The organism is Rhodococcus sp. G6(2025) (assembly GCF_058628105.1).
On sequence record NZ_CP179750.1, the window covers coordinates 4,842,556 to 4,864,038 of the forward strand.

Annotated in this window: 18 protein-coding genes and 2 pseudogenes; 12 read left to right on the top strand and 8 right to left on the bottom strand. The window is 66.6% G+C overall.

The features are described from left to right. The first annotated feature begins 78 nt into the window (after positions 1-78). A complete protein-coding gene (locus ACLIVD_RS22210; RefSeq protein WP_283335023.1) occupies positions 79-1,320 on the top strand; it encodes a UPF0158 family protein in 1,242 nt (413 codons plus the stop codon). Positions 1,321-1,325: 5 nt separating this feature from the next. Here ACLIVD_RS22210 and ACLIVD_RS22215 read toward each other — a convergent pair. Beyond that, a pseudogene (locus ACLIVD_RS22215) lies at positions 1,326-1,493 on the bottom strand (ABC transporter ATP-binding protein); the annotation flags it as partial. Positions 1,494-1,672: 179 nt separating this feature from the next. Next, positions 1,673-2,593 carry a LysR family transcriptional regulator gene (locus tag ACLIVD_RS22220; protein WP_283335024.1) on the bottom strand — a complete coding sequence of 307 codons (921 nt, stop codon included), beginning with the start codon at positions 2,591-2,593 and terminating at the stop codon, positions 1,673-1,675. A gap of 432 nt (positions 2,594-3,025) precedes the next feature. Between ACLIVD_RS22220 and ACLIVD_RS22225 the strand changes: the two genes are divergently transcribed. The 3 genes from ACLIVD_RS22225 (at position 3,026) to ACLIVD_RS22235 (ending at position 6,601) form a co-directional block, all read left to right on the top strand. Next, positions 3,026-4,420: an SLC13 family permease gene (locus tag ACLIVD_RS22225; RefSeq protein WP_283335025.1), complete on the top strand. Its 1,395-nt coding sequence runs from the start codon at positions 3,026-3,028 to the stop codon at positions 4,418-4,420. 208 nt (positions 4,421-4,628) lie between these two features. Beyond that, a complete protein-coding gene (locus ACLIVD_RS22230; RefSeq protein ID WP_283335085.1) occupies positions 4,629-5,747 on the top strand; it encodes a PrpF domain-containing protein in 1,119 nt (372 codons plus the stop codon). Continuing rightward, a complete protein-coding gene (locus ACLIVD_RS22235; RefSeq protein ID WP_491930687.1) occupies positions 5,744-6,601 on the top strand; it encodes an HpcH/HpaI aldolase/citrate lyase family protein in 858 nt (285 codons plus the stop codon). The genes ACLIVD_RS22230 and ACLIVD_RS22235 overlap by 4 nt, the downstream gene beginning before the upstream one ends. A gap of 6 nt (positions 6,602-6,607) precedes the next feature. Here ACLIVD_RS22235 and ACLIVD_RS22240 read toward each other — a convergent pair whose 3' ends face one another. Continuing rightward, positions 6,608-7,528 carry a LysR family transcriptional regulator gene (locus ACLIVD_RS22240; RefSeq protein ID WP_283335027.1) on the bottom strand — a complete coding sequence of 307 codons (921 nt, stop codon included), beginning with the start codon at positions 7,526-7,528 and terminating at the stop codon, positions 6,608-6,610. 213 nt (positions 7,529-7,741) lie between these two features. On the opposite strand from ACLIVD_RS22240, the gene ACLIVD_RS22245 reads away from it, so the two are divergent. Together ACLIVD_RS22245 and ACLIVD_RS22250 are read left to right on the top strand one after the other, a co-directional pair. Then, positions 7,742-9,013 (top strand): CaiB/BaiF CoA transferase family protein, encoded by a 1,272-nt coding sequence (locus ACLIVD_RS22245; RefSeq protein WP_283335028.1) that lies wholly within the window; start codon positions 7,742-7,744, stop codon positions 9,011-9,013. After that, positions 9,013-9,804: an HpcH/HpaI aldolase/citrate lyase family protein gene (locus tag ACLIVD_RS22250; RefSeq protein ID WP_491930688.1), complete on the top strand. Its 792-nt coding sequence runs from the start codon at positions 9,013-9,015 to the stop codon at positions 9,802-9,804. Before ACLIVD_RS22245 ends, ACLIVD_RS22250 begins: the two co-directional genes overlap by 1 nt. A gap of 252 nt (positions 9,805-10,056) precedes the next feature. Here ACLIVD_RS22250 and ACLIVD_RS22255 read toward each other — a convergent pair whose 3' ends face one another. Further along, positions 10,057-10,344: an AraC family transcriptional regulator gene (locus ACLIVD_RS22255; RefSeq protein ID WP_283335030.1), complete on the bottom strand. Its 288-nt coding sequence runs from the start codon at positions 10,342-10,344 to the stop codon at positions 10,057-10,059. Positions 10,345-10,506: 162 nt separating this feature from the next. On the opposite strand from ACLIVD_RS22255, the pseudogene ACLIVD_RS22260 reads away from it, so the two are divergent. From ACLIVD_RS22260 to ACLIVD_RS22270, 3 genes and pseudogenes are all read left to right on the top strand, one after another. Next, positions 10,507-10,764, top strand: a pseudogene (locus ACLIVD_RS22260) (PLP-dependent transferase); the annotation flags it as partial. 315 nt (positions 10,765-11,079) lie between these two features. Further along, complete coding sequence (locus ACLIVD_RS22265) at positions 11,080-11,586, top strand: cupin domain-containing protein (protein WP_283335031.1); 507 nt, start codon at positions 11,080-11,082, stop codon at positions 11,584-11,586. Between the two features lie 308 nt (positions 11,587-11,894). After that, entirely contained in the window at positions 11,895-12,857 is a 963-nt protein-coding gene (locus ACLIVD_RS22270) for an NADP-dependent oxidoreductase (RefSeq protein ID WP_283335032.1), read from the top strand. A 204-nt stretch (positions 12,858-13,061) separates the two neighbouring features. On the opposite strand, the gene ACLIVD_RS22275 is transcribed toward ACLIVD_RS22270, so the two are convergent. Continuing rightward, positions 13,062-13,676, bottom strand: coding sequence for a maleylpyruvate isomerase family mycothiol-dependent enzyme (locus tag ACLIVD_RS22275; protein ID WP_283335086.1), 615 nt, complete (start codon positions 13,674-13,676; stop codon positions 13,062-13,064). Between the two features lie 212 nt (positions 13,677-13,888). On the opposite strand from ACLIVD_RS22275, the gene ACLIVD_RS22280 reads away from it, so the two are divergent. Continuing rightward, the gene (locus tag ACLIVD_RS22280) at positions 13,889-14,422 is read left to right on the top strand and encodes a CGNR zinc finger domain-containing protein (protein ID WP_283335087.1); all 534 of its coding nucleotides are present in this window, start codon (positions 13,889-13,891) and stop codon (positions 14,420-14,422) included. Positions 14,423-14,931: 509 nt separating this feature from the next. Here the strand turns inward: ACLIVD_RS22280 and ACLIVD_RS22285 are convergent. Beyond that, complete coding sequence (locus ACLIVD_RS22285) at positions 14,932-17,253, bottom strand: ATP-binding protein (protein ID WP_283335033.1); 2,322 nt, start codon at positions 17,251-17,253, stop codon at positions 14,932-14,934. Positions 17,254-17,890: 637 nt separating this feature from the next. Between ACLIVD_RS22285 and ACLIVD_RS22290 the strand changes: the two genes are divergently transcribed. After that, a complete protein-coding gene (locus ACLIVD_RS22290) occupies positions 17,891-18,976 on the top strand; it encodes an anti-sigma-D factor RsdA (RefSeq protein WP_283335034.1) in 1,086 nt (361 codons plus the stop codon). 130 nt (positions 18,977-19,106) lie between these two features. Here the strand turns inward: ACLIVD_RS22290 and ACLIVD_RS22295 are convergent, their stop codons facing one another. Continuing rightward, entirely contained in the window at positions 19,107-19,409 is a 303-nt protein-coding gene (locus ACLIVD_RS22295; RefSeq protein ID WP_283335035.1) for a hypothetical protein, read from the bottom strand. Positions 19,410-19,701: 292 nt separating this feature from the next. Here ACLIVD_RS22295 and ACLIVD_RS22300 point away from each other — a divergent pair, with 292 nt between their 5' ends. Continuing rightward, positions 19,702-20,346 (top strand): dihydrofolate reductase family protein, encoded by a 645-nt coding sequence (locus tag ACLIVD_RS22300; RefSeq protein WP_283335036.1) that lies wholly within the window; start codon positions 19,702-19,704, stop codon positions 20,344-20,346. A gap of 286 nt (positions 20,347-20,632) precedes the next feature. Here ACLIVD_RS22300 and ACLIVD_RS22305 read toward each other — a convergent pair whose 3' ends face one another. Continuing rightward, positions 20,633-21,187 (bottom strand): TIGR03086 family metal-binding protein, encoded by a 555-nt coding sequence (locus ACLIVD_RS22305; RefSeq protein ID WP_283335037.1) that lies wholly within the window; start codon positions 21,185-21,187, stop codon positions 20,633-20,635. Positions 21,188-21,483 lie beyond the last annotated feature (296 nt).

The window sequence follows — 21,483 nt, forward strand, 5'->3', positions numbered from 1 at the left end:
TCCGTTAGCGGTGAAGCGCTGTGCGCGGTTTGCGGCTGTGAGCAGGCGGCGCCGCGGCCCGCATGGCATCCTCGAGGAATGGCACGAACGTGGTGGTCGGTGACGGTGGAGCTGCTCGGCGGGCGCGGCGAGGAATTGTGGCCATGGCCCGGCCGCGTCTTCGCGGTCGGACCGTCGCATACCTTCCTGGATCTCGCGAATGCGATCAACGACGCCTTCGCCCGGTGGGACCGCTCGCACCTGTCGATGTTCACCCTTGCCGATGGACGAATGGTCACCGACACGGAGACTGGGGCCGAGATGGTGGAGTCGCTCGGCGGGCCCATCACCGAGGCGGTGAACATCGAGTCGGCCAAAGTCGCCCGGCTCCTGAAGCCCGGGGCGGAGTTCCAGTTCACCTTCGACCTGGGTGATGACTGGACCCACCGCTGTCTGATCAGCGGCGACAAGGTCGACCCCCTGGAAGTGCTGGGGATCACGCCAGGGAAGCCTCTGCCGTACTGGGGGTGGGGCGCCATCCCGGATCAGTACGGGCGCCGGTGGTCCGACGACGACGGGCAGAGCCGAGCACCGCGCAGACCGAGCCATCCGCACCCGATGCTGCTGCACGCGTGGCCCGCACAGGACCAGGTGCCCGCACTCGATGTGTCCGAGCTGCGCGCCGCTATCGCGGCAGCAGATGCCGCCCGGTTCCTCGCCGCGGTGCGGGGACATGACGTCGACGACGCGCTGCAACAGGTAGGGGCCGGAATACCGATGGCACTGAAGCAGCGACGGGAGCAGGCCGAGCCGGTGGCGGTGTCGGTCATCAACCGGCTGACCTGGCGCGCCGGCGCGGGTGACGGGGTGCTGGCCGAGGACCTGCTCGCGTGTCTGCGCGGCGAGCCGCTGGCCGGGCGGGTGGTGCCAGTCGACCTCGAGATGCTCGGTGCCGAATTGGAGGGGGATCTGGGCATGTCCACCGGTGGCTACCTCGACCTGCGCACCGGACAGGTGTACGACGCCAGCAGCACTGATCCGATGATGGTCGGCGAGGACGCCGCCGTCGACGTGGAGACCGAGCCCGACCGTTGGCTCCGGTTCGACCGCACCGGCTCGCGGGATGGCTGGCGGGACATGGCGGCCTTCGCCGAGCGGCAACACGATTCGGCGCTACGGGAGCGGCTGGAGCGGGCGATCGAGGGCAAGGGCGCGTTCGGCCTATTCCGCGACCTCGTCCACCAGGAGAGCCTCACCGACCAGTGGTACACCTTCGCCACCGACCGTCAACTGGGTCGTGCCCGCGAGTTCCTCGCCGACAACGGCATCCGCGTGGGCTGACGGGCACCACACAGGAACTGCTTGACCACCGGCTCCTCACTGGTGAGCAGCACCTCCCGCGGACCGAACATCACCAGATGACGACGGAACAGCATGCCGATGTTGTCCGGCACCGTCCGCGCGAGGTTGATGTTGTGCGAGACGATCAGGATCGTCTCGTCGATCTCGGCGGCGGTCCGCAAGATCGGGCGAGAACTCGTAGGATCTCGGGCAGGGGCGAGTTCGCTCCAGATTCTCGTGCGCTGGCGCGCAGGTATACAACGCGGACGACGTCCTGGTGATCCCGGCTGGACTGGCTCGGCTGGTCGATGCTGCATCTATAGCTGTCCTCACTCCAGGGCGGAGACGAAAGTCAGCGTCGCGCGGTGATGGTGTCGGCGGCGTCGTGCAGCGCCCGGGAGACGGCATGCATGCTCGGGGTGTACTGCCGACGCGCAAGCGAAGCGATGTAAATCGATCGTGTCGGAACCCGGTCGGTGGGAAGAAACCGCACAGCGCGGACGTCCGGGCGATGGTGTGCGACGGCCAGACGCGGAACCATGGCGATGCCCACCCCCGCGGCGACCATCGCTTCGATCTCTTGGTAGTCATGGGCCTCGTAGACGACGTTCGGGGTGAACCCTGCCGTCTCGCAGCTACGGTAGAGCACTTCGGCGGCGGGGTGGTCTGCGTTGCGGATGATCCACTTCGCCGATCGCAGCGATGCCACCGCGACATTGTCGATGTATGGCCCGTCGAGAGGGACGAGCAGGACCGTTTCGTCCTCCATCAGCGGTATGAGGGCCAGGGATTTCTCGGTCTCCTCGGTCCAGTCGTAACTCCAGAGCAACGCCATTTCGACCTCGCTCGAATGGAGCATTTCCAGCAGTCGCGGGCGGACCGCGGATTGGACCCGCACGTCGATGCCGGGCCAGTGGGCGTGATAGTCCTTCAGCGCGTCCGAGAGTAGTGAGGCGCTGACGGTCGGGAAGGAGCCGAGTCGGACGGTGCCGCGCTCGAGCCCCAGCAGAGCTTCCAAGTCACCACGGGCAGCGCGCATTTCCTGACGGAACAGCCGCGCACGCGTGACGAGAATTTCACCGGCCTCCGTCAACCGGACGCCGCGAGGCAGGCGGGTCAGTACCGGCTGCCGGATCTCCTGTTCCAACCTGGCGATGCGTTGCGACGCGGCGGATGGCGTGACGTTGGCGCGTTCGGCGCCGCCGGTGAGGGATCCGGCCTCGGCGATGTCGAGGAGCAGGAACAGTGTCACCACATCGAACGAGTTGCGCATCGATACCTCTCACAAGCCTTTAATCCTGCTAAACCCCGCCGTAGAAATACGACATTGTCATAAACATAACCCGCTCATAGTGTGATCTGGGTAATGATCAAGCGAAGGATGTGACATGCAGACGATCGCAACTCCCTCACCACCCGGGATCACGGCACCGAATCGCCCTGTCGATCCCGTCGGTCGCCCAGTGCGCTCACTGCGGCTCCCGTCGGCCGGCATCGATGAGGTACTGCAACCCGGTGCGGGGTGGGCGGCCGACGCCGTCGACAGTCACCTCGAGCGGCGTCGTGCACCGCGTACAGCGCCTGCGGGAGTGACAACTCCCGATCTACATCGCGTGACTCCGCCCCATATTCACGTCTGTCCGTCGCGACCGGCCGCCGACCAGGCGCCGTTCGATCCGCCCCGCAGCGAACCGAAAGAACGCCCATGACTTCCATCGAGATACTGCCACTGATCGCGTTGGTGGCAATGTTCGTGATAGCCACCTTCTTCCCCATCAACATCGGCATATTGGGGTTCATCGGCGCTTTCGTCGTGGGGGCGTTCCTCCTCGGCTACGACGACAAGGAAATCCTCGCCGAGTTCCCCAGTTCGATCGTGCTGACGATCATCGGCGTCACCTACTTCTTCGGTATGGCGAAGAAGAACGGGACCATCGACCTCCTGGTCAACGCCTGCATACGCGGCGTTCGCGGACGAGTGACGATCGTCCCGTGGGTGTTCTTCTTCTGCGCCTCCGTGCTCACGGCCCTGGGCACGTTCAGCCCGGCGGCCGTCGCATTGATCTCCCCGGCGGCGATGTCGTTCGCCGCCCGGACCCGGATGAGTCCGCTGGTAATGGGCATCATGACCATCAACGGCGCGCACGCCGGAGCGTTCTCCCCAATCTCGGTCTCCGGTGTCCTCGTCCGCGACATCGTCGAGTCGAGCGGCCTGACGATCGCCCCCTGGACCCTGTTCTTCGCCAGCTACGGCATCAATTTGCTGCTCTCGGTCCTCACAGTGGTCGGCTACGCCGTCCTTGCCCGGGTACGGAACCTCGAGTTCTCCGCCACCGGCTCGAGCGCCGGCATCGACTCCGACGGTGGTGGGAGCGCGCTGAGCACCCCCACCGCGGGACCCGGGGGAACGCCGGCCGGCGAATCGTCCGGTGGGGGCGGCACTCAGGTCCTCATCCGGACGCCGCGCACCGAGGTCGTCACCGACCACGACGTGCAGCCGGTCACCGGGGTCCAGAAGCTCACCCTCGTCCTGATTGCCGCGGTGTTGGTGCTGGTCCTGGTGCTGCATATGCCGATCAGCTTCGTCGCCATCGCTGCCGGTGCGATCCTCGCCTTCACCGACCTGTCCAAGCAGAGTGAGGCTATCGCCGGTATCAGCTGGTCCACCGTGCTGCTCGTCGCCGGCATGGTCACCTACATCTCGCTCATGGAAGAGATCGGCACGATCGACCACCTCGCCGAGATGGCGATCACCATCGGCGCACCGCTGCTGGTCGCCGTCGTCCTCTGCTACGTCATCGGCGTCACCTCGGCGTTCGCATCGTCGACGGCGCTACTCACCGCCGTCATCCCGCTCGCGCTTCCTCTGCTGCAGACCGGGGCGCTGCCGGTCGTCGGAGTCGTGGCAGCACTCGCCATCTCCGCCACCGTGGTCGACGTCTCCCCGTTCTCGACCAACGGCGCACTCGTCCTCGCCAACGCCCAGAACATCGAGCGGCCCCGGTTCTACCGGCAACTGCTCCTCAACGCGGGCATCGTGGTCGCGATCGCGCCGGCCCTGTGCTGGCTGGTGCTGGTGGCCGTCCCGACACTGGTCTGACGCGCAGACCGCACCCGCGAGGGTTTAACTGAAGTTAACCCTCATCGACTTATTCGCCATTGTTCTCCACCCTGATGTAGGTCAGGGTGGGCAGTGGGACACCGCTGGGAAGCACGCTCCCCATCCGATCAGAGCCTCCAGCGGTGCCTCACAAACTCTTCGAACCCGAAAGGTGGGCCGGACCGTGTTCACACTTCATGGAACCTGGATGCGGGGAGGAACCAGCAAGTGCTGGCTGTTCAACGCATTCGACGTCGATCCGCTCATTGCTCAGGCCGGCGGCCTCGATGCCATCTTGACGTCGGCATTCGGCTCGGGTGATCCGCGTCAGCTCGACGGTGTCGGCGGCGGCAGCTCGACCACCTCGAAGGCGGCGATCGTGTGCCGCTCCAGCGCGCCCGAAATCGACGTCGACTACCTGTTCGCTCAGGTCGCGATTGGTGACCGCCAGGTCGAATGGGGCAGCAACTGCGGAAACTGCGCCACGGCGATCGGGCTGTACGCGCTGCAGTCCGGGTTCGTTCCGGTGGACTCCGCGACGACGACCGTGCGGATGCGGAACCAGAACACCGGCGCGATCCTGGACGCCCAGATTGCCACTCCGGGCGGGATGATCCCCACCGAAGGCGACGCGGCCGTGCCCGGTACCAGCGCGTTGGGTGTCCCGGTGGGGCTCACCTTCACCGGTCTCGCCGCCGGTGCGGCCACCCTGCTGCCCACCGGCGCCGCCGCCGATCAGATCTCGATTGCCGACCACACGTACCGCGCCACGATGGTCGTCGCCGGAGCCCCGGCTGCGTTGTTCAACGCCGCCGATCTCGGCCTCACCGGTGCGGAGGACAACCAGACGATCGCCGAACACCTGCCGCTGCTGCTGTCGCTACGTCGGGAGTCCTCGTTGCGGATGGGGTTGAGCAAGCCGGGAGATCCTATCTCCCATGCGATTCCGAAAGTCGGTGTCGTGGGTCCGCCGGCGGACTACCGCACCAGCGCCGGCGTCGACATCCGCGCCGAGGACTACGACATCTCGGTCCGGATGCTGTCGATGCTCGCCCCGCACCCGGCGATTGGGCTCACCTCCGCGGTCGCTGTCGCCGCGGCCTCCACCGTGACCGGAGGTGTCGTCACCGACAACACACAGGTCCGGTGGCCGGGATCGCTTCGGGTGGGAACACCCGCCGGGGTACTCGATGTCGACCTCTCCGTTTCCCTCGACGGGGTACTCGAATCGGTCACCCTGCACCGGGCGGCCCGCCGCATCGCATCGGCGGAACTGTTCGTCACCGCCCCGGCGCCGGCCCCGGCACTGGTCGGCTCCGCGCGATGAGGATCCGAACACCGGAGAACGTGGCGATCGCACGTCGGGAAATCGATGCTCGGATCGCCCGATCCTGGCTCCTGGTCAACGGCACCCGCACCGACCTGTTCGACCAGGCTTACCGCTCCTGCGCGGACCAAATCGTCCTAGACGTCGAGGACGCCGTCGACCCCCAACTCAAGTCCGACGCACGGGAAGAGGTCGCCGCCTGGCTCGAGAACACCTCGGCCTGGGTGCGGATCAACGACCGCTCCTCGGCCTACTGGAGCGATGACGTCGATCGCCTCACCGGGCTTCCCGGACTGGCGGGCGTGATGCTCGCGAAAACCGAAGCCGCCGAACATATCACCGAAACTTTCGACCGACTCGGCAGATCCACCCCGGTACTCGCGTTGGTCGAATCCGCCCTCGGAATCGACCAGGCCGGTGATATCGCCCGCGCCCGCGGCGTCTTCCGGCTCGCCTTCGGCAGCGGCGACTATCGCCGCGACACCGGCACCAGCGCCGACGACCTCGCCATGGCCTACCCCCGCTCCCGGCTGGTGGTCGCCAGCCGAATCGGCAACCTGCCCGGACCGATCGACGGCCCCACCGTCAGCAACAGTCACACCGTGCTGCGCGAGCAGTCCGCCGTGTCCGTGTCCCTCGGGTTGACCGGGAAGCTGTGTCTGGACACCGAACAACTGCCGGCAATTAACGAAACCGTCAGCCCCACCCCCTCGGACGTGACCTGGGCGCGGGAGTTTCTCGCTGATTTCGAAGCCCGCGGCCGGATTGTTCGCGACGGCAGCGACCTGCCCCGGCTCGGTCGCGCCGAGAAGATCACCCACCTTGCCGACTGTTTCGGAATCGGCCGAAGCTGACCGGTCCTATCCGGTTTCGAAGCCCTCCTGCAGCTGGTGGGCGGCGGCAGCGCACACCGCGATTCCTTCCTGCGCGGCCGGGCTCAGCCGCCGCTCGGTCAGATGCGCGACCAGGATCCGCCGTTGCGGCGGACGGGTAGCGAGGGGAATCGACCGGACGTCGGGCCGAAGGTTGAGCACGGCCAGTCGCGGAGCAATAGCCACGCCGAGGTCGACGGCGACCATCGCCTGCACCTCACCGTAGTCGTGCGCGAAGACACTCGTGCGTGGCGTGAAACCACCTTGCTGACAAAGTTTTTCGAGGGTTTGCGCGACCGGATGATCGTCGGCGCGGACCACCCACGACTCGTCGCGCAATTCGGCGATCCGGATCGAGTCGCGGTCGGCCAGTCGGTGCCGTTCCGACACCAGCAGCACGGTCGGATCGTTCATCACGTGGTGGTACGTCAACGTGGGGTCATCCACCCGGTTCCACTCGTAGTCCCACAGCAGCGACAGTTCGGTCTCCCGGCGGCGAAGCGCATCGACCAAATACGCAAACCGGCCACTGAGCACCTTCAGCTCGACCCCCGGGTGCCGGGTCTTGAACTCCTTGACCACGAGTGGCAGCAGTGACGACCCAGCCGTGGGGAACGTGCCGAGCGCCAGCACACCCGCGCGCAGTCCTTTGATCTCGGCGAGTTCGGCATCGGCGGCCTCGAGTTCGATCAGGATGCGTTCGGTGTGCTTGACCACCGATCGCCCCGCCTCGGTCAGCACGATGCCGCGCGCGTGCCGCTCGAGGAGTGGTTGCCCGGCCTCCTTCTCCAGCTTGGCGATTTGTTGGGAGACAGCCGAAGTGGTGTACCCAAGCGCCGCCGCTGCCGCGGTGATCGAGCCGTGCTCGGCGACCTCGCGCAGCGTGAACATCCTGGTCGTGTCCAGCACCCGACCCACCTCCTGACTTTAGAAGAAGTTAATGCCTGTCGACATACCCGCTATTGTAGTTGAACCGTGTGGGTGCCAGTCTGAAGTGGCGGAAGCGGCGCCCTGACAATTTTTCGGCCGCGCCGGGACACCTGGCACCCGCCTATCGGGCGGCACTCGTCCGCGGCGAGCGCCGCACCCATATCGCCTCCCCCCACCACGCGAGGACAGCCTATGACTGCACACCCGAGCGACATCCACTCGCCCGACGACCAGGCCGACGAGAGCACGGGCGCCGGCTCTACTCCGGCGCGCGGTCCCTTGCACGGCATCCGCGTCCTCGACATCAGTACCGTCTATGCGGCACCGATCACTGCGATGATGCTCGGTGACTACGGCGCCGACGTCATCAAGATCGAGCACCCCACCGGCGATCCCGCCCGCACACACGGAGCACGCAAGAATGGCCACGGACTGTGGTGGAAGGTCATCTCCCGGAACAAGACATGCATCACCCTCAACCTCGGCACGGCCGAGGGCCAGCAGATGCTCCGCGATCTCGTCGTCGATGCCGACGTGCTGGTGGAGAACTTCCGACCCGGCGTACTCGAGAAGTGGGGCCTCGGCCCGGACCGGCTCCGTGACCTCAACCCAGGACTGGTCATGCTGCGGGTCACCGGCTTCGGTCAGTCCGGACCCTACGCCGAACGGCGAGCATTCGGCACCCTCGCCGAGGCAATGAGCGGATTTGCCCACCAAACCGGAAGCGAGGACGGTCCGCCAACGCTGCCGCCGTTCGGTCTCGCCGACGGTGTCGCCGGACTTGCCGGCGCCTTCGGCGTGGTAACCGCGCTGCTGCACCGCAACAGTCCGGCCGGCGACGGCAAGGGTCAGGTCATCGACCTATCTCTGCTCGAACCGCTGCTGGGGATCCTCGGTCCCGGACCCACCGCGTACGACCAACTCGGCACCATCGCCGGCCGCAACGGCAACCGCTCCCCCAACAACGCCCCACGCAACACCTACCTCACCAAGGACGGGCAGTGGGTCGCCATCTCCGCGAGCGCCACCTCCGTCGCCGCGCGCGTCATGCGCCTGGTCGGCCGACCCGACATCGTCGAACAACCCTGGTTCGACTCCGCCGGCGAACGCAGCCGCAACGGTGACCTGCTCGACGAAGCGGTCGCGAAATGGATCGCCGACAGACAGCTGCACGAAGTCACGGCCGAATTCGAACGCGTCGGCGCCGCACTGGCACCGATCTACGACGTCGCGCAACTGATGAACGACCCGCACGTCCTCGACCGCCACTGCATCACCACCGTCGACGACGAGGACCTCGGCCCGATCAAGATGCAAAACCTCATGCTCCGCATGCTCGGAACACCCGGTGCGATCAACTTCGCCGGCCGCCGACTCGGCCAGGACAACGAGCAGTTCTACCAGGACACTCTCGGCATCGACCCGGACCGACTGACCGCACTCACCGAGAAGGGGGTCCTCTGATGGACCGCAGCTACCTGTTCGCGCCCGGCCACAACCGAAAACTGCTCGGCAAGGTATTCGACGCCGGCGCGGACGCCGTCATCCTCGACCTCGAAGACGCAGTGCCGCCCGCCGAGAAGGCCACAGCCCGAGACAATGTCGCATCCGCCGTCACCACCCACACCGCATGGGTGCGGATCAACGCGCCGGGGACCGAATTGGCGGACGCTGATCTAGGCGCCGTCGCCACATCCGCGCACGGCATCCGCATCCCCAAGGTCGAAACACTCGACGACATCCGCAGGGTCACGGACCGGGCCCCCGGAAAGCCCTTGATCTGCGCTATCGAGACCGCGAAAGGCGTCGCCAACGCCTTCGCGATCGCCGAGCACCCCGCAGTCACGCACATCGCCCTCGGCGGTATCGACCTGCAGAAAGACCTCGGCACCGGGGAAGGGGACGCACCCATGCAGTACGTGCGCTCCCACCTCGTCGTCGCCGCCCGCGCGGCGGGCATCGCACCACCGATCGACAGCGTCTACCCGCACATCCACGACACCGACGGACTCGTCCGCCAGGCCACCCACAGCCGTGACCTCGGTCTGTTCGGCAAGTCCGCCATCCACCCCGCTCAGCTTCCGGCCATCCACACCACCTTCAGTCCGCGACAGAACGACATCGACTGGGCTCGAAAGGTCGTCGAGGCATTCGAGCACGCTGGCGGCGCTGCGGTGCGACTACCCAGTGGCGAGTTCGTCGACCTCCCCGTCGCGGACCGGGCACGGAAGATCCTTGCTTCCGCCCACGCCTGACGAACCGGGCGGCACCCCAGCCTGCGTGCCGCCGGACTTCACGGCAGGACAAATTGTGTGCTGAGGTGAGCCCGGCGGCCGAGTCGGATCACCAGCCCCGCCGCGATGCATCGTGCACACCGACTCCCTGTACCGAACCTCGATCCCGGAGCATCGGTGACGCCGAACACCGCGACATGGACAGCTTCGTCGATTTGGCTTGGGTGGGCACTGTTCCTACAGATTGTGCAGCGCCCTCAGGCCGTCGGTGAATTACGGGCAGCCGACCTTCATCGACGGATCGGCTTCGAGTAGCCAGGCGCGTACAGCTTTCATCCGGACCTCGCGCAGATAGCCCATCGGAGTGGTGCCGTAGTACTTCCCCGTAGCCGATGCGACATCCTCGACAGTGAGCAGTTCGTCAGCGTGGTGTTCGAGTATTTCGACCGCGCGGCGAATAGTTCGAGGCGCCGCCGGCACTGGCCGCTGCAACGCCTCTGTGTAGTTATTGGGTTGGGCCACAATAAGTTGACTGAGAAGTAGTCGTTCGAATTCTTTCATCCCGGAATCGCGCGATCAGCCAGCGGATCCTCGTCCGTCGCGAAGAACGAGGAGGAATCTGCACGGCATTGCCGGTGAACAAGGAGAAGAACGTGCTTCGGAAGCCGTCGCTCGTCGACGTTCATCCGGCATGTCAAATCCGGTCACGCCTGCCCAACACGAATGCGGTTAGAAGAGGAGACAATTGTGGAAAGCAGTAGCTGGGAGGGCTTCTCCACCAAGGCCGTGCACGCAGGATTCGACCCGGACCCGCAGACGGGTGCCGTCAACGTCCCGATCTACGCGAGTTCGACGTTCGCGCAGGACGGCGTCGGCGGCATGCGTAACGGATTCGAATACGCCCGCACCGGCACCCCCACCCGACGACCGCTCGAGGCCAACCTCGCCGCCCTCGAGTCGGGCACCTACGGTCGCGCGTTCCGTCCAGAGCGAAGGTCCGTGTCACTCATGACTTGCGCGGGGTGACTGCCGTAAAACATCCACGCAGCGTCTCCAGCGAAACCCCTGTCCGACCTAGCTTTTTATTCTGTGGAGACGGTTCGGAGGACCCGATCGCCGGTTGGTGATGGATGGCGGACTTCGCGCCTGAAGCGAGACGGATCGCCGCGCAACCGTTGGGGCTGAGCGCACCCGATGGAGCGCCCCGAGAACGTTGACAATGCGTGCGCCGTCGGCGGAAAGTTGAGCAGGGAACTTGTGACCTGATCTGTCAACGTCGGTGAGTAGGTGAGAGGCGTGAGCGCAACCGATCCCCCACCGCTGGTCGTCGTGCCGCCGGGGACCGGGCAGACCGGCGACCTGGGCCCGATTGGGGTCGAATTCAAGCTCTGGGGCCGTGACACCGGTGGGGTGCTGTCGGTCGTCGAGCACCCGTTCCCGGTCGGTGCGCTGGTGCCGCCGCACCTGCATACGCGGGAGGACGAATTCTCGATAGTTACGCAGGGTGTGATCGGATTCCGCTCCGGCGACCGGGAGGCCGTTCTCGAACCCGGCGGATACATCACAAAGCCGCGGGGTGAGATGCACGCCATGTGGAACGCCGGCACCGTCCCCGCGCGCATGATCGAGATCATCAGTCCGGCCGGCTTCGAACATTGCTTCCTGGAAGTGTCCGAACTGATCGCCGCCGGCGAACCGGATGTCACCCAGATCGCCGCAGTTGCCGAGCGCTACGGTCTGCAATTCGGCGAACCCGACTGGTTGCCCGACGTGATCGCCCGATACGCCCTGACACCGCCGTGAGCCCCGCTCGAGCCTCGACGCATGCGGTGTCGTTCACAGGTCGGGGAGGCTCAGCTCGGCCAGTCGGTGAGCCGAAGACAGCTTCGGAGTAGGACCGCCACAGCCTCCTGAAGGTGCCCGGTACCGGAGAACAGTGGATTCGTTTGTGGTCGAGGCGTTCTCGTCGTGCGCAAGGAAGGGTCAACGCGCGCCCGCGGGTCGGAAGTGGTTCTGGTTTGTCTCACGGTTTGGCCACCGCATTCTGTCTGAAATTCCTGACATCTCTTCTGTCGTCACCGGCGTGACAGAGGCCGGAGAGGTAGAGGAACATGGAAGAAATGAAAGCGGTGCGGCTCCACGCCTACGGCGGACCGGAGAATCTGGTCTACGAGGAAGCGCCCCGTCCGGAGCCTGCCGGGGACGAACTCGTGGTGCGGGTGCACGGCGCGGGAGTCAACGTGTTGGACTGGTTGCTGGGCGAAGGCGGGTTTGAACACTTTCCCGATGTTCCGCTGCCGTGGATTCCGGGGTGGGACATCTCGGGAGTAGTGGAAGTGGTCGGTAACGGCGTCAGCGGGTTCCAGCAGGGCGACAGCGTCTACGGAATGGTTCGGCTGCCCGAACCCGGCAACGCCTACGCCGAGTACACGGCAGTCCCCGCCAGTCAGGTCGTCGCCAAGCCGCCCATCCTGGACCACATGCACGCGGCGGCGGTGCCGATGACCGGATTGACGGCGTGGCGTGCCCTCTTCGACGAGGCCGGTCTACAACGAGGGCAGCGCGTGTTGATCCATGCCGCCTCGGGCGGTGTCGGCCATCTGGCCGTGCAATTTGCGAAGGCCGCGGGAGCGCACGTGGTCGCAACCGCGTCCGGCTCCAACCGGGAGTACGTGAACTCGCTCGGCGCAGACGAGTTCGTCGACTACCGCGAGCAGCGGTTCGAGACGACGGTGGCTCCGGTGCATGCCGTGATCGACACGGTCGGCGGCAAAGTCCAACAGCGGTCCCTCGACGTGCTGAAGCGAGCCGGGGTTCTCGTCGCCCTGCCAGCAGAGGTCCCGGACGACGTCAAGGCCGAAGCCGAGCGACGCGGTATACGAACGCGACACTTCAGCGTCGAACCGAACACCGACACGCTCACCAAGATCTCCCGGCTCATCGATGACGGCAGGGTGCGGCCCACGGTCAGCTCGGTATATCCCCTCGCCGAGGCGCAAGCTGCCCACGAAGAGGGCCGGGCAGGACACGTCCGAGGGAAGCTGGTCCTCGACGCGACCACGGTCGCTTCCTGACCGGCGTGCTACGGGACGGGCGCCGCCTGCTGCCCGCAATGCGCTGGGCGCCTGTCTCGCCCCGGTGACGGTTCGGCGTGCGGACAACTGCGGGACGAGCAACAGACAATTGATGCGTGCCTGTCGACACGTTCGGCGCTGGAGGCGATCGCGGACCGCAGCGCGGACCTGTCACAGGCCATCGGGGCGCTGTCGGCCAGACCGTCACTTCAGCGCAGATACTCCGGGTCCGTCGAGATCACCCAACGCCGACTTGCGCCCCGATATCGCCATGAGCAGTGATAGTGCCGGGCCGCAGACTTCTGGGCCATCACCGATCGATACGTCTGCGTCGGTGGCCCGCAACTGGACCGGGGCAATGAGCTGCTTCGCACCGCCCAGGGATACCGGGGTGCGCGCCTGATACCGCAACGGTCTCACGACCGCCTCCAACGGATATACACGGATGATGCCCAGCGGCCGTCGGATGTCTTCGCCATGGACGACCTCTTCGACCAGTCTGCTGTCGAGCGGTGCCGGCGGCGTCGACGTACGTGTTGCGACCTGCTGAAGCCGGGCGAGCGTTTGGCGGGGTGTGGCGCCGCGTTCGCGTTCGACGCCTTGGGCGGTTTGGCGATCGAAGTTGAAGCGCGCCCGGGCCATGTTGCGCACGATGCCGAGGCGGGTGGTCTTCGCGTTGTTGATCAAGTGTGCGGCGACGTCGTGCACGGTCCAGTCACCACAGAGTGAGGGGTGGTCCCACTGGTCGTCGGTGAGGTCGGTGAGGTCATCGATCAGCGCCGCACGCTCCGCGTGGACGATCGGCCAGACATCATTCATGAAGCCAGTGTGACAAACTCTGCCCGTCACCGACTGGATCGGGCCCGACGCCTGGCCGGGCGCAGGGCGGGACCGGACGCGGCGATGACCGGCATAGCCAGCGCCTTCACCGCAGCCGGGTTCACCGAGGTTGCCAGGCCTAAGCACGACCGCCCTGTCCTGCGCTACGAGCTGCCGCGACCACCGCCACGGCCTGGGTCGAGGACCACTTCATCGCCGGTGACGCCGCGCTCGACTTCGCCAACACCGTCTACCGCCGCACGCCCGAACTCGGCGCCGACCTATTCACCAACGCCGAAGCACTCGCCACCTGGCTCGACCGGGCCCACCTGCTACCTGCGATGGGTCCTCCGGAACGCGCCTTCGCCGACATCGCGGCCGCCCTGAAGGAGGCTCGCGCTTTGCGTGCGCTGTTCTGGACAGTCTTCGACGCGCAGAAGGACGGCCACAACATCCCCGCGGACGCCTTCGCACGGCTACTCGGCACCGCCCGTCGCGGCAGCGACACCATCACCGTTTCGTTTGACGGCTCCATGACTCCACTGGCCGCTGAGGGCGTGTTCACGATCCTGGCGCTGCGCGCCATCACCCTCGTACTCGCCCCACCACCGCAAGGAGTGCGCGCCTGCGACAGCTGCGGCTGGTTCTTCATCGACTTCTCCCGCAGCCGCCGTCACCGCTGGTGCAGCATGAAGACCTGCGGCAACCAAGCCAAAGCCGCCCGCTACCGCTCCACCCACCCGTGATGAGTATGTCCAGCATCCGGTTCTCACCGTCGCACTCGCCCGGAAGCCCAGCCGCGTCGCCAATGCTCAAACCGTCACATACTGTCCGCTGCCCCTCCGTGTCACGTCTCCGCCAATCCCAAGTTCGCAGCGAGTCCGACAGCCGGCGACTCGCGCCCCAGCGCTGGGGCGCTATCGCATCGGGCCCTGCCAGTCGGATTGAGAACCCAAATGAAAACGCGACTCGTGACGCTCAGCGCCCACCAGAGCGATCTGCAGCAACACCACCGTTCGCCAGTGGTGCGCAACGTGCCCGGGCAAATGAAATCGGGGTGGTGAGAAGCAAGCCCCTCTTACGCGTGATTACCAAAGTGGCGGCTCCCCTGCACCGCACTAGCAGCTCCACCCGAGCCCGAGCCCGTCAACCCCTGACCCACCCCACCGGAGCCCCGCGGTAAGACCCCGCCCTCCATGCGAGGCCGAACGACCTGCGCCGGAACCTGTTCCGTGGACCCGGGTGGCGTGAACGATCAGGGCTCGCCCTGCCTGCGCTCGATGACCCAGGCCGCGATCTGAGTCCGGGAGGTGAACCCCAGTTTGGACAGAATGTGCTCGACGTGGCCCTGAGCGGTGCGCTGGGAAATGACGAGTTTGTCGGCGATCGCCCTGTTGGTCAGTCCCTCGGCGACGAGCTCGGCGACCTGCCGCTCCCGCCGCGTGAGAGTCGTCGACCCCGGTCCGACCGCCGCGGCGGTCGTACCTCTCTCGTCGAGGGCGTACCCGGCGGCCTCCTCGAACCGCATCCCGAGACCGCGCCCGAACTCCGCCTCGAACGCGCGGTCACCGATCGCCCCGCGGGCCTTCTCCTCGTACCGGTCGTGGTGGACGAGCAGCCTCGGGTAGAGGATGCTGGGGCTGCAGCCGGCCCGCGCGAGGCCCTCAGCGGCACCCATCAGCGTGGCCGCCCGCCGAGGAGCACCCTCATCCACCGCGATCCACGACAGGACCTCGATGCACCCCGCGCCGCCGGTGCGGTCATCCACCGACCGGGCGAGCTGCAGCCCCTGCATGACAAGCTCTTTCGCCCCGGAATACTCGCCGCGCCGCCACGCCCCCATCCCGGCACCCCACAGCGCCCAGCCCCGGTACATGAACTCGCCGCGCGATTCGGTCAGCGCAAGCATCTCCCGCTGACACTCCTCGCTCCGCGCCCAGTCTTCGGCCGCGTCACTGGCCGCCGCGAGCCCGGACAGGGACCAGATCATGTACAGCACGTTGCCGTCGTCTCGGAATACTGCGAGCGAGGATTCGAAGTGCTCACACGCTGCCCGGGCATCCAGGGTGATCAGTGCGTGCTGGCCGGCGGCATCGTCCATCAGTGCCGCGGCGGTGCGATCGCCGAGCTGCGCCGCCAGGGCACTGCCGCGCTGAACATAGATTGCCGACGCGTCCGCGTCGCCGTGCAGCCCGGACAGCACACTGAGCACGTACAACGCCGTGATCTGTTCGAGCCCGGGTTCGTCGCCGCGCACCGCGAGAAGCTGCGCCAGCCACCGCATCCCCTCGCGCAGCTTGCCCCGCCCCCGCCAGTACGGGTACATCGCGCCCGCCATCCGAATCCCCGCGTTCGCCTCGTGCGGGCCGGTCAGGCAGAACTGCAGACCCGCAACGATGTTGGACTGCTCAGCGTCGAGGCGCAGGGTCCAGGACAGCTGCCGCGAACTGATCCAATCGGACTCCGCCCGCAGCACCAGGTGTGCGTACCAGTCCCGGTGCCGCCGCAGCAACGATGCGAATTCGCCGGTCTCCTGCAACCGTTCCACCCCGTAGTCACGCAGCGTCTCGAGCATCCGGTACCGCGCCGCACCTCCCGTCTCCTCCCGGAGCAGGATCGATTTGTCGATCAGCGACGCCACCACGTCGACAACCTGTTCCGGCGTCATACCGCCGGAACAGATCCCTTCCGCCGCGTCGAGCTCGAAGCCGCCGGCAAACACCGTCAGCCGTCCCCACATCTCCCGCTCCACCCGGGTGCACAAGTCGTAGCTCCAGTCGATACTCCCCAGGAGAGTCTGCTGGCGGGACGGCGCCCCGCGGCTACCCGTCGTCAGCAAGGTGAAGCGGTCGGTCAATCGGTGCAGGATCTGCTCGACCGACATCACCCGCAGCCGCACCGCCGCCAACTCGATCGCCAGCGGCAGACCGTCCAGACGCCGGCAGATCGCCGCGACCACGCCCTCGTTGCTCTCGGTGATCTCGAAGCCCGGCACCGCCGTCGCCGCGCGTTCGGTGAACAGGGTCATCGCCTCGTAATGGCCGAGCCCCCCGCCGGCCACCGACCGCTGCCTCGCCTCCGGCAGCGTCAGTGGCGGCACCCGCAGCACGGCCTCTCCCCCGATTCCGAACGGCTCCCGGCTGGTCGCGAGAATCCGCACGTCCGGACAACTGCGCAGAAGGGTTTCCGCGAGGTTTGCGACCGGACCGACGAGGTGCTCGCAGTTGTCCAGCACGAGCAACAGCTTCCGCTCCGTCAGATACTCGACGAGCTGCGTTTCCGGGGCGCCGGGCCCCTCGCGCAGGTTCAACGCCGACAGCACCGCGTCGACGACCGCGCCCGGGTCGTACAGTTCCCCCAACCCGACCGACCACACACCGTCGTCAAACGCACGAGACGAATCGGCGGCGACCCGCAGCGCGAGCCTGGTCTTTCCCACACCCCCCACACCGGTCAACGTCACGAGCCGCGACACGGAAAGCAGGCGGCGGATCTCGGCGATCTCATGACGGCGGCCGACGAAACTCGTCAATTCGTAGGGAAGGTTCCCCACGTTCGCCGTGCCGCCGGAAGGCATGAAACCGTCACTTTCATCTCACATCCCCTTGCCGACCACGGTACCTTCGCCGCCACGACGCGATCCGGTCCGCGACCACCCCCTCGCTACCCTCTCGTGGCTCTGCACGGGTGATCACCGTGCTGAGCGCCCCAGGGGATCCTCGCCACCGAGAGCTGGGCCTCGCCGAGTACCGGCCACCGGTGGGATAATCCACCTAGGAGGATCGTCCACCCCGAAGACGATGTCCTTGCAGAAACGTCGACCCCGGCCCAGGGCCTCAGGACCGCCCGAGTGCGCCGGGGTCGGCCCGCAGAGGACGGGTGTGGTCCGGCAACCTTCGGCGTGCGGAAACACCGGGGAACCCACAACCGACGCGCATGGTTCCGATTTTGTGTCGCTCTTCCCTGCCATGCGGTAACAAGTCGGAGCCCGTTACCGACGTACTAGATGTCGTAGTCAACGATGACGGACCCGAACAGCGGGCGCTGGACTCGAAAGGCGGGCAGGCAGATGAACGAACTGCTTGATCCACCGCCTCGTGGTCGGTACGTCAGCCGAGAAAACGGCCCCGGCTGTGGGTCGGCCCCGGCCGTGGGTAGTACCACGGGAGCTGTCCGCGCGGCTCGACACGAGCCGGCGCGGGTGACGAGGGCAGGTGAGAGGTTTGGCTAGGGGCATCAAGCGCAACGGCAATCCCGATGCCGATCTCCCAGGAGACGACGCACCGGTGGACGTCGCGGCAGTGCGCCGTGACGACGCTTTGATCGACGCGATCGCCGGCGGCGGTCCCGTCGCAACGGATTCGCCGGAGCAGTACGAGCTCGCGCTTCTGCTGACCAATTGGCGCGCCGACATCGTGGCGACGCCGATGCCGACCGGGCCGCTGCTGGACGACGTGATCGCGGCGATCGACGCCTCGGACGCCCGTTCCGCACGCAGCGCTGCCCGCAGCAAGCTCCGCTTGTTGCGACCCATCGCAGGCGCTGCCGCCGCGATCGCGGTCGTCATGGGTGGCGCCACCATCTTCTCGTACAACGCCGCACCCGGCGATCCGCTGTGGAGCGTCAAGTCGGTCGTGTTCAGCCAGCAGGCCGATTCGACCGTCGCGCAGATCGACACCGCGTCGCAGCTGCAGGAGGCCGAGCGGCTGATCGCCGCGGGCGACGCGGAGGCGGCGAAGAACCTGCTCGAGGGCGCCGCCGACCGTTCCGGCGGGGTACGCGACGCCGACATGCGCAACGAACTCGACGTGTGGCGGGCGAAGCTCGCCGCGGAACTCGAGAAGATCGCTCCCACCACGCCGCCTGCGACGACGACGCCCGGTACCACCACCACCGACACGCCGACGCAGACCATCGAACTGCCGGCCACACCCGGTTCCACGACGGCACCGGGAATCGAGCCGTTGCCGGGAACCCTGCCGCCGGATTTGCAGCTTCCGGGACTGCCGCCCACGTCACTGCCGCCGCTACCCACGACGACGCTCACGGTCCCGCCCGAGACATTGCCGTCCACCAGCCCTGACCCCACCATCACGATGGTCCCGCCTCCGCAGCCGCCCCTGCCTGTTCCGTCGGACAACCCGACCACGCAACCGCCCCCGCCCCCGCCGTCCGACATCCCGACCACACAGCCACCCCCACCTCCGCCGTCAGACGACCCGACCACGCAACCGCCCATCCAGCAGCTGCCGCAGGAGCCTTCCTTTGCGCCGCTCCCGCCGCCCGCCCCGACCAGCTGAGACGGGCAGCATCACGCTGACCCACATCCTGATCGTCTGAGGCCTGGGCGACGAGTACCAGCTGTTCGTGTACCCCACCGCCCAGGGTCGGGGACAACGGCTGTTCCCCTACCGGCGGCGGATCGATTTCCTACTTATGTCGGCTTTCGGCGATCCGCGCCTGAGCAAGCGCGGTCATCACCCGCTCGGTCATTTCCGGCCATGGCGGTCGCCGCAACACCGCGATCGTGCCGATGACGGCCGCCGCGAAACCCGTGCAGACCCCGATCAACGCGTGCAAGCTCGCATCGACGGCAGGCGTCCACGTAGCACCCTCCGCACCGACTGTGTATATACCGACCGGACGCTCACCTCGTCGGCCCCAAGCTGTCCGCGACACAGTAATGATCACCGTGCCGTTACTCGCCTCGTACGGCTCGCCGAAGACCAGCATCGAGTCCTCCTTGTCGGGGCCGTCAGTCTACTGCGCGAACCGCGGCGATCGCCCCGATCAGCGCTGTCGATATCGACGTCGATGTCGAACTAGGCTGCGACTGTTTGGTGCGTAGTGGTGTCATCCATGAGTGCAGGAATGCCAGACTGGACTACTGCCTTTGGCGGCACTGCACCATTCGGAAGCGGATCGGCCGACGGAACACGATTTTCGACGTTCGCGATGAGTCCAGCCATCTCTTCCGGTCTGTCTATTTGTATCCCGGTCCATCCGATCATTGGAGGAGGCGCCCATGCCCCGCACCCGCATCCACAACATGAACATCTCCCTCGACGGCTACGCCGCCGGCGAGCACGTGACGTTCGACGCCCCGATCGGCGGTGCGCAACGGCTATTCGACTGGTTCGACGGACGCGTCATCCACGGGGTGGACCGGGTAGACGCCCCGATCACTCTGGACCGCGCCGTGACCAGCCTGTGGGGCCAGGGCATCGGCGCGGAGATCATGGGGCGCCGCAAGTTCGGGCCCCACAGCGGCGATTGGCCCGACGACGGGTGGCGGGGCTGGTGGGGCGACGAACCGCCATTTCACACACCAGTGTTCGTCATGAGCCACTACCCACACCCGAGCATCGACTTTGCCAACGGAACCAGCTTCCACTTCGTCGACGCGCCACCCCGTGAGGTGCTGCGCAGGGCCCAGGAAGCAGCGAACGGCCAGGACGTCCGTATCGGCGGAGGACCCTCGACCGTGCGGCAGTTTCTGCAAGCCGACCTGATCGACTTCATGCACCTGGTGATCGTGCCCATCACCCTCGGGCGAGGCGTATCCCTCTGGGAGGGATTGAACGGCATCGAAGACCGCTTCACCGTCGAGACCGTCACCTCACCCAGCGGTCTCACCCATCAGCTCTGGAACAAGAACGGCCATGACTGAACCCGGTTCTTCGGCCAGTCGGGGATCCACCTACTAAGGGATCGAGGTGGAGCGGCACGGAGTCGAACACAAGGAGCACGGCAGGAGCCGTTGACGAGCAAGGTGTTCGAGGATCGCTGGATAGTTGGCGAAAACCTCACCGAAGTTGCAGGTCTGACCCTCAGCGGTCCCGGAGTGGATCGACGATGAGGACGGGGACGCGTTGGAGTAGCCGACAGCGCGCCGAGGGACGGGCGGTTCCGCAAGCGGATCCTCGGCGGGAGGCCCTCGATCGCTTGGCGTTGCGCTAGGGCCGCCGTCCGAACCAGTCGAGGAGTCGGGCCTGCTGCGAAGCGTCGGGAGGCAATGTGCCACTCGGGCCCTCGCCATACGCACCGAAGGCGAGCATGTCCTCCAGATATGGTTCCACCACGCGCGACAGCCCGGCGACCACAGGCGGATCAAGAGTTTCATCGAGACCCGCCGCGCGGAGGAGGTCCCACGCGTGGACGACCAGGTCGACGAGCCGGAAGCGTAGGAACGCCTCGGCGGGGACGTCGCCGTTCGGGCCGGGAACCGGCTGTTCCGGTGGTGCGGCGGCGAAGGCCTCGGCCTGGTGTCGTGACGATTCGGCCACCGCGGCAACCGGGTCGACTCCGAGCTGGTCATCCGAGAGCATGTTCCGGGCCTGCTCACGACCGACGCCGGCAAGCAGGAGCGCAGTGAAGCGGTTTCCCACCACGACGTGCTCGACCAGGTCGCGCACCGAAATCTGTGACGGCGTGGGCAGGTCCCATGAGTCCACCGGCAGTTGGCGCACCACGCGCTCGAATTCGGCCGAGGCAGCGAGAATGAGTTCCACCTCTCGCACGGTAGCGGTCGTGGACTGGCTCCGGACAGGTACGTCGTGGCGGATGCCCTTCTCGGGAACGGCGTACGGCGATTCTCCTCACCAGGGCGGTGACCGAGTCTCTCGCGGCGGGCATGTCGTGGGCGCAGATCGCCGAGCGTTCCCGGCCACGGCCCCCACGACATACTGAATCTGTCGACAGGCGCGCCCGTCCTGCAGCACCCGGATCACTAATCCAGACTCGTCCGTCGAGCGGAACGGGAAGCGCCGGTGGCTTCCCGCTGTCGATCGAAATTCTCTGGCTCCCG

Bases quoted from the DNA above. Each gene is read 5' to 3' on its own strand.
- ACLIVD_RS22210 (WP_283335023.1), top strand. From the start codon at position 79: ATGGCACGAACGTGGTGGTCGGTGACGGTGGAGCTGCTCGGCGGGCGC.
- ACLIVD_RS22220 (WP_283335024.1), bottom strand. From the start codon at position 2,593: ATGCGCAACTCGTTCGATGTGGTGACACTGTTCCTGCTCCTCGACATC.
- ACLIVD_RS22225 (WP_283335025.1), top strand. From the start codon at position 3,026: ATGACTTCCATCGAGATACTGCCACTGATCGCGTTGGTGGCAATGTTC.
- ACLIVD_RS22230 (WP_283335085.1), top strand. From the start codon at position 4,629: ATGCGGGGAGGAACCAGCAAGTGCTGGCTGTTCAACGCATTCGACGTC.
- ACLIVD_RS22235 (WP_491930687.1), top strand. From the start codon at position 5,744: ATGAGGATCCGAACACCGGAGAACGTGGCGATCGCACGTCGGGAAATC.
- ACLIVD_RS22245 (WP_283335028.1), top strand. From the start codon at position 7,742: ATGACTGCACACCCGAGCGACATCCACTCGCCCGACGACCAGGCCGAC.
- ACLIVD_RS22250 (WP_491930688.1), top strand. From the start codon at position 9,013: ATGGACCGCAGCTACCTGTTCGCGCCCGGCCACAACCGAAAACTGCTC.
- ACLIVD_RS22255 (WP_283335030.1), bottom strand. From the start codon at position 10,344: ATGAAAGAATTCGAACGACTACTTCTCAGTCAACTTATTGTGGCCCAA.
- ACLIVD_RS22270 (WP_283335032.1), top strand. From the start codon at position 11,895: ATGGAAGAAATGAAAGCGGTGCGGCTCCACGCCTACGGCGGACCGGAG.
- ACLIVD_RS22275 (WP_283335086.1), bottom strand. From the start codon at position 13,676: ATGAATGATGTCTGGCCGATCGTCCACGCGGAGCGTGCGGCGCTGATC.
- ACLIVD_RS22285 (WP_283335033.1), bottom strand. From the start codon at position 17,253: ATGCCTTCCGGCGGCACGGCGAACGTGGGGAACCTTCCCTACGAATTG.
- ACLIVD_RS22295 (WP_283335035.1), bottom strand. From the start codon at position 19,409: ATGCTGGTCTTCGGCGAGCCGTACGAGGCGAGTAACGGCACGGTGATC.
- ACLIVD_RS22300 (WP_283335036.1), top strand. From the start codon at position 19,702: ATGCCCCGCACCCGCATCCACAACATGAACATCTCCCTCGACGGCTAC.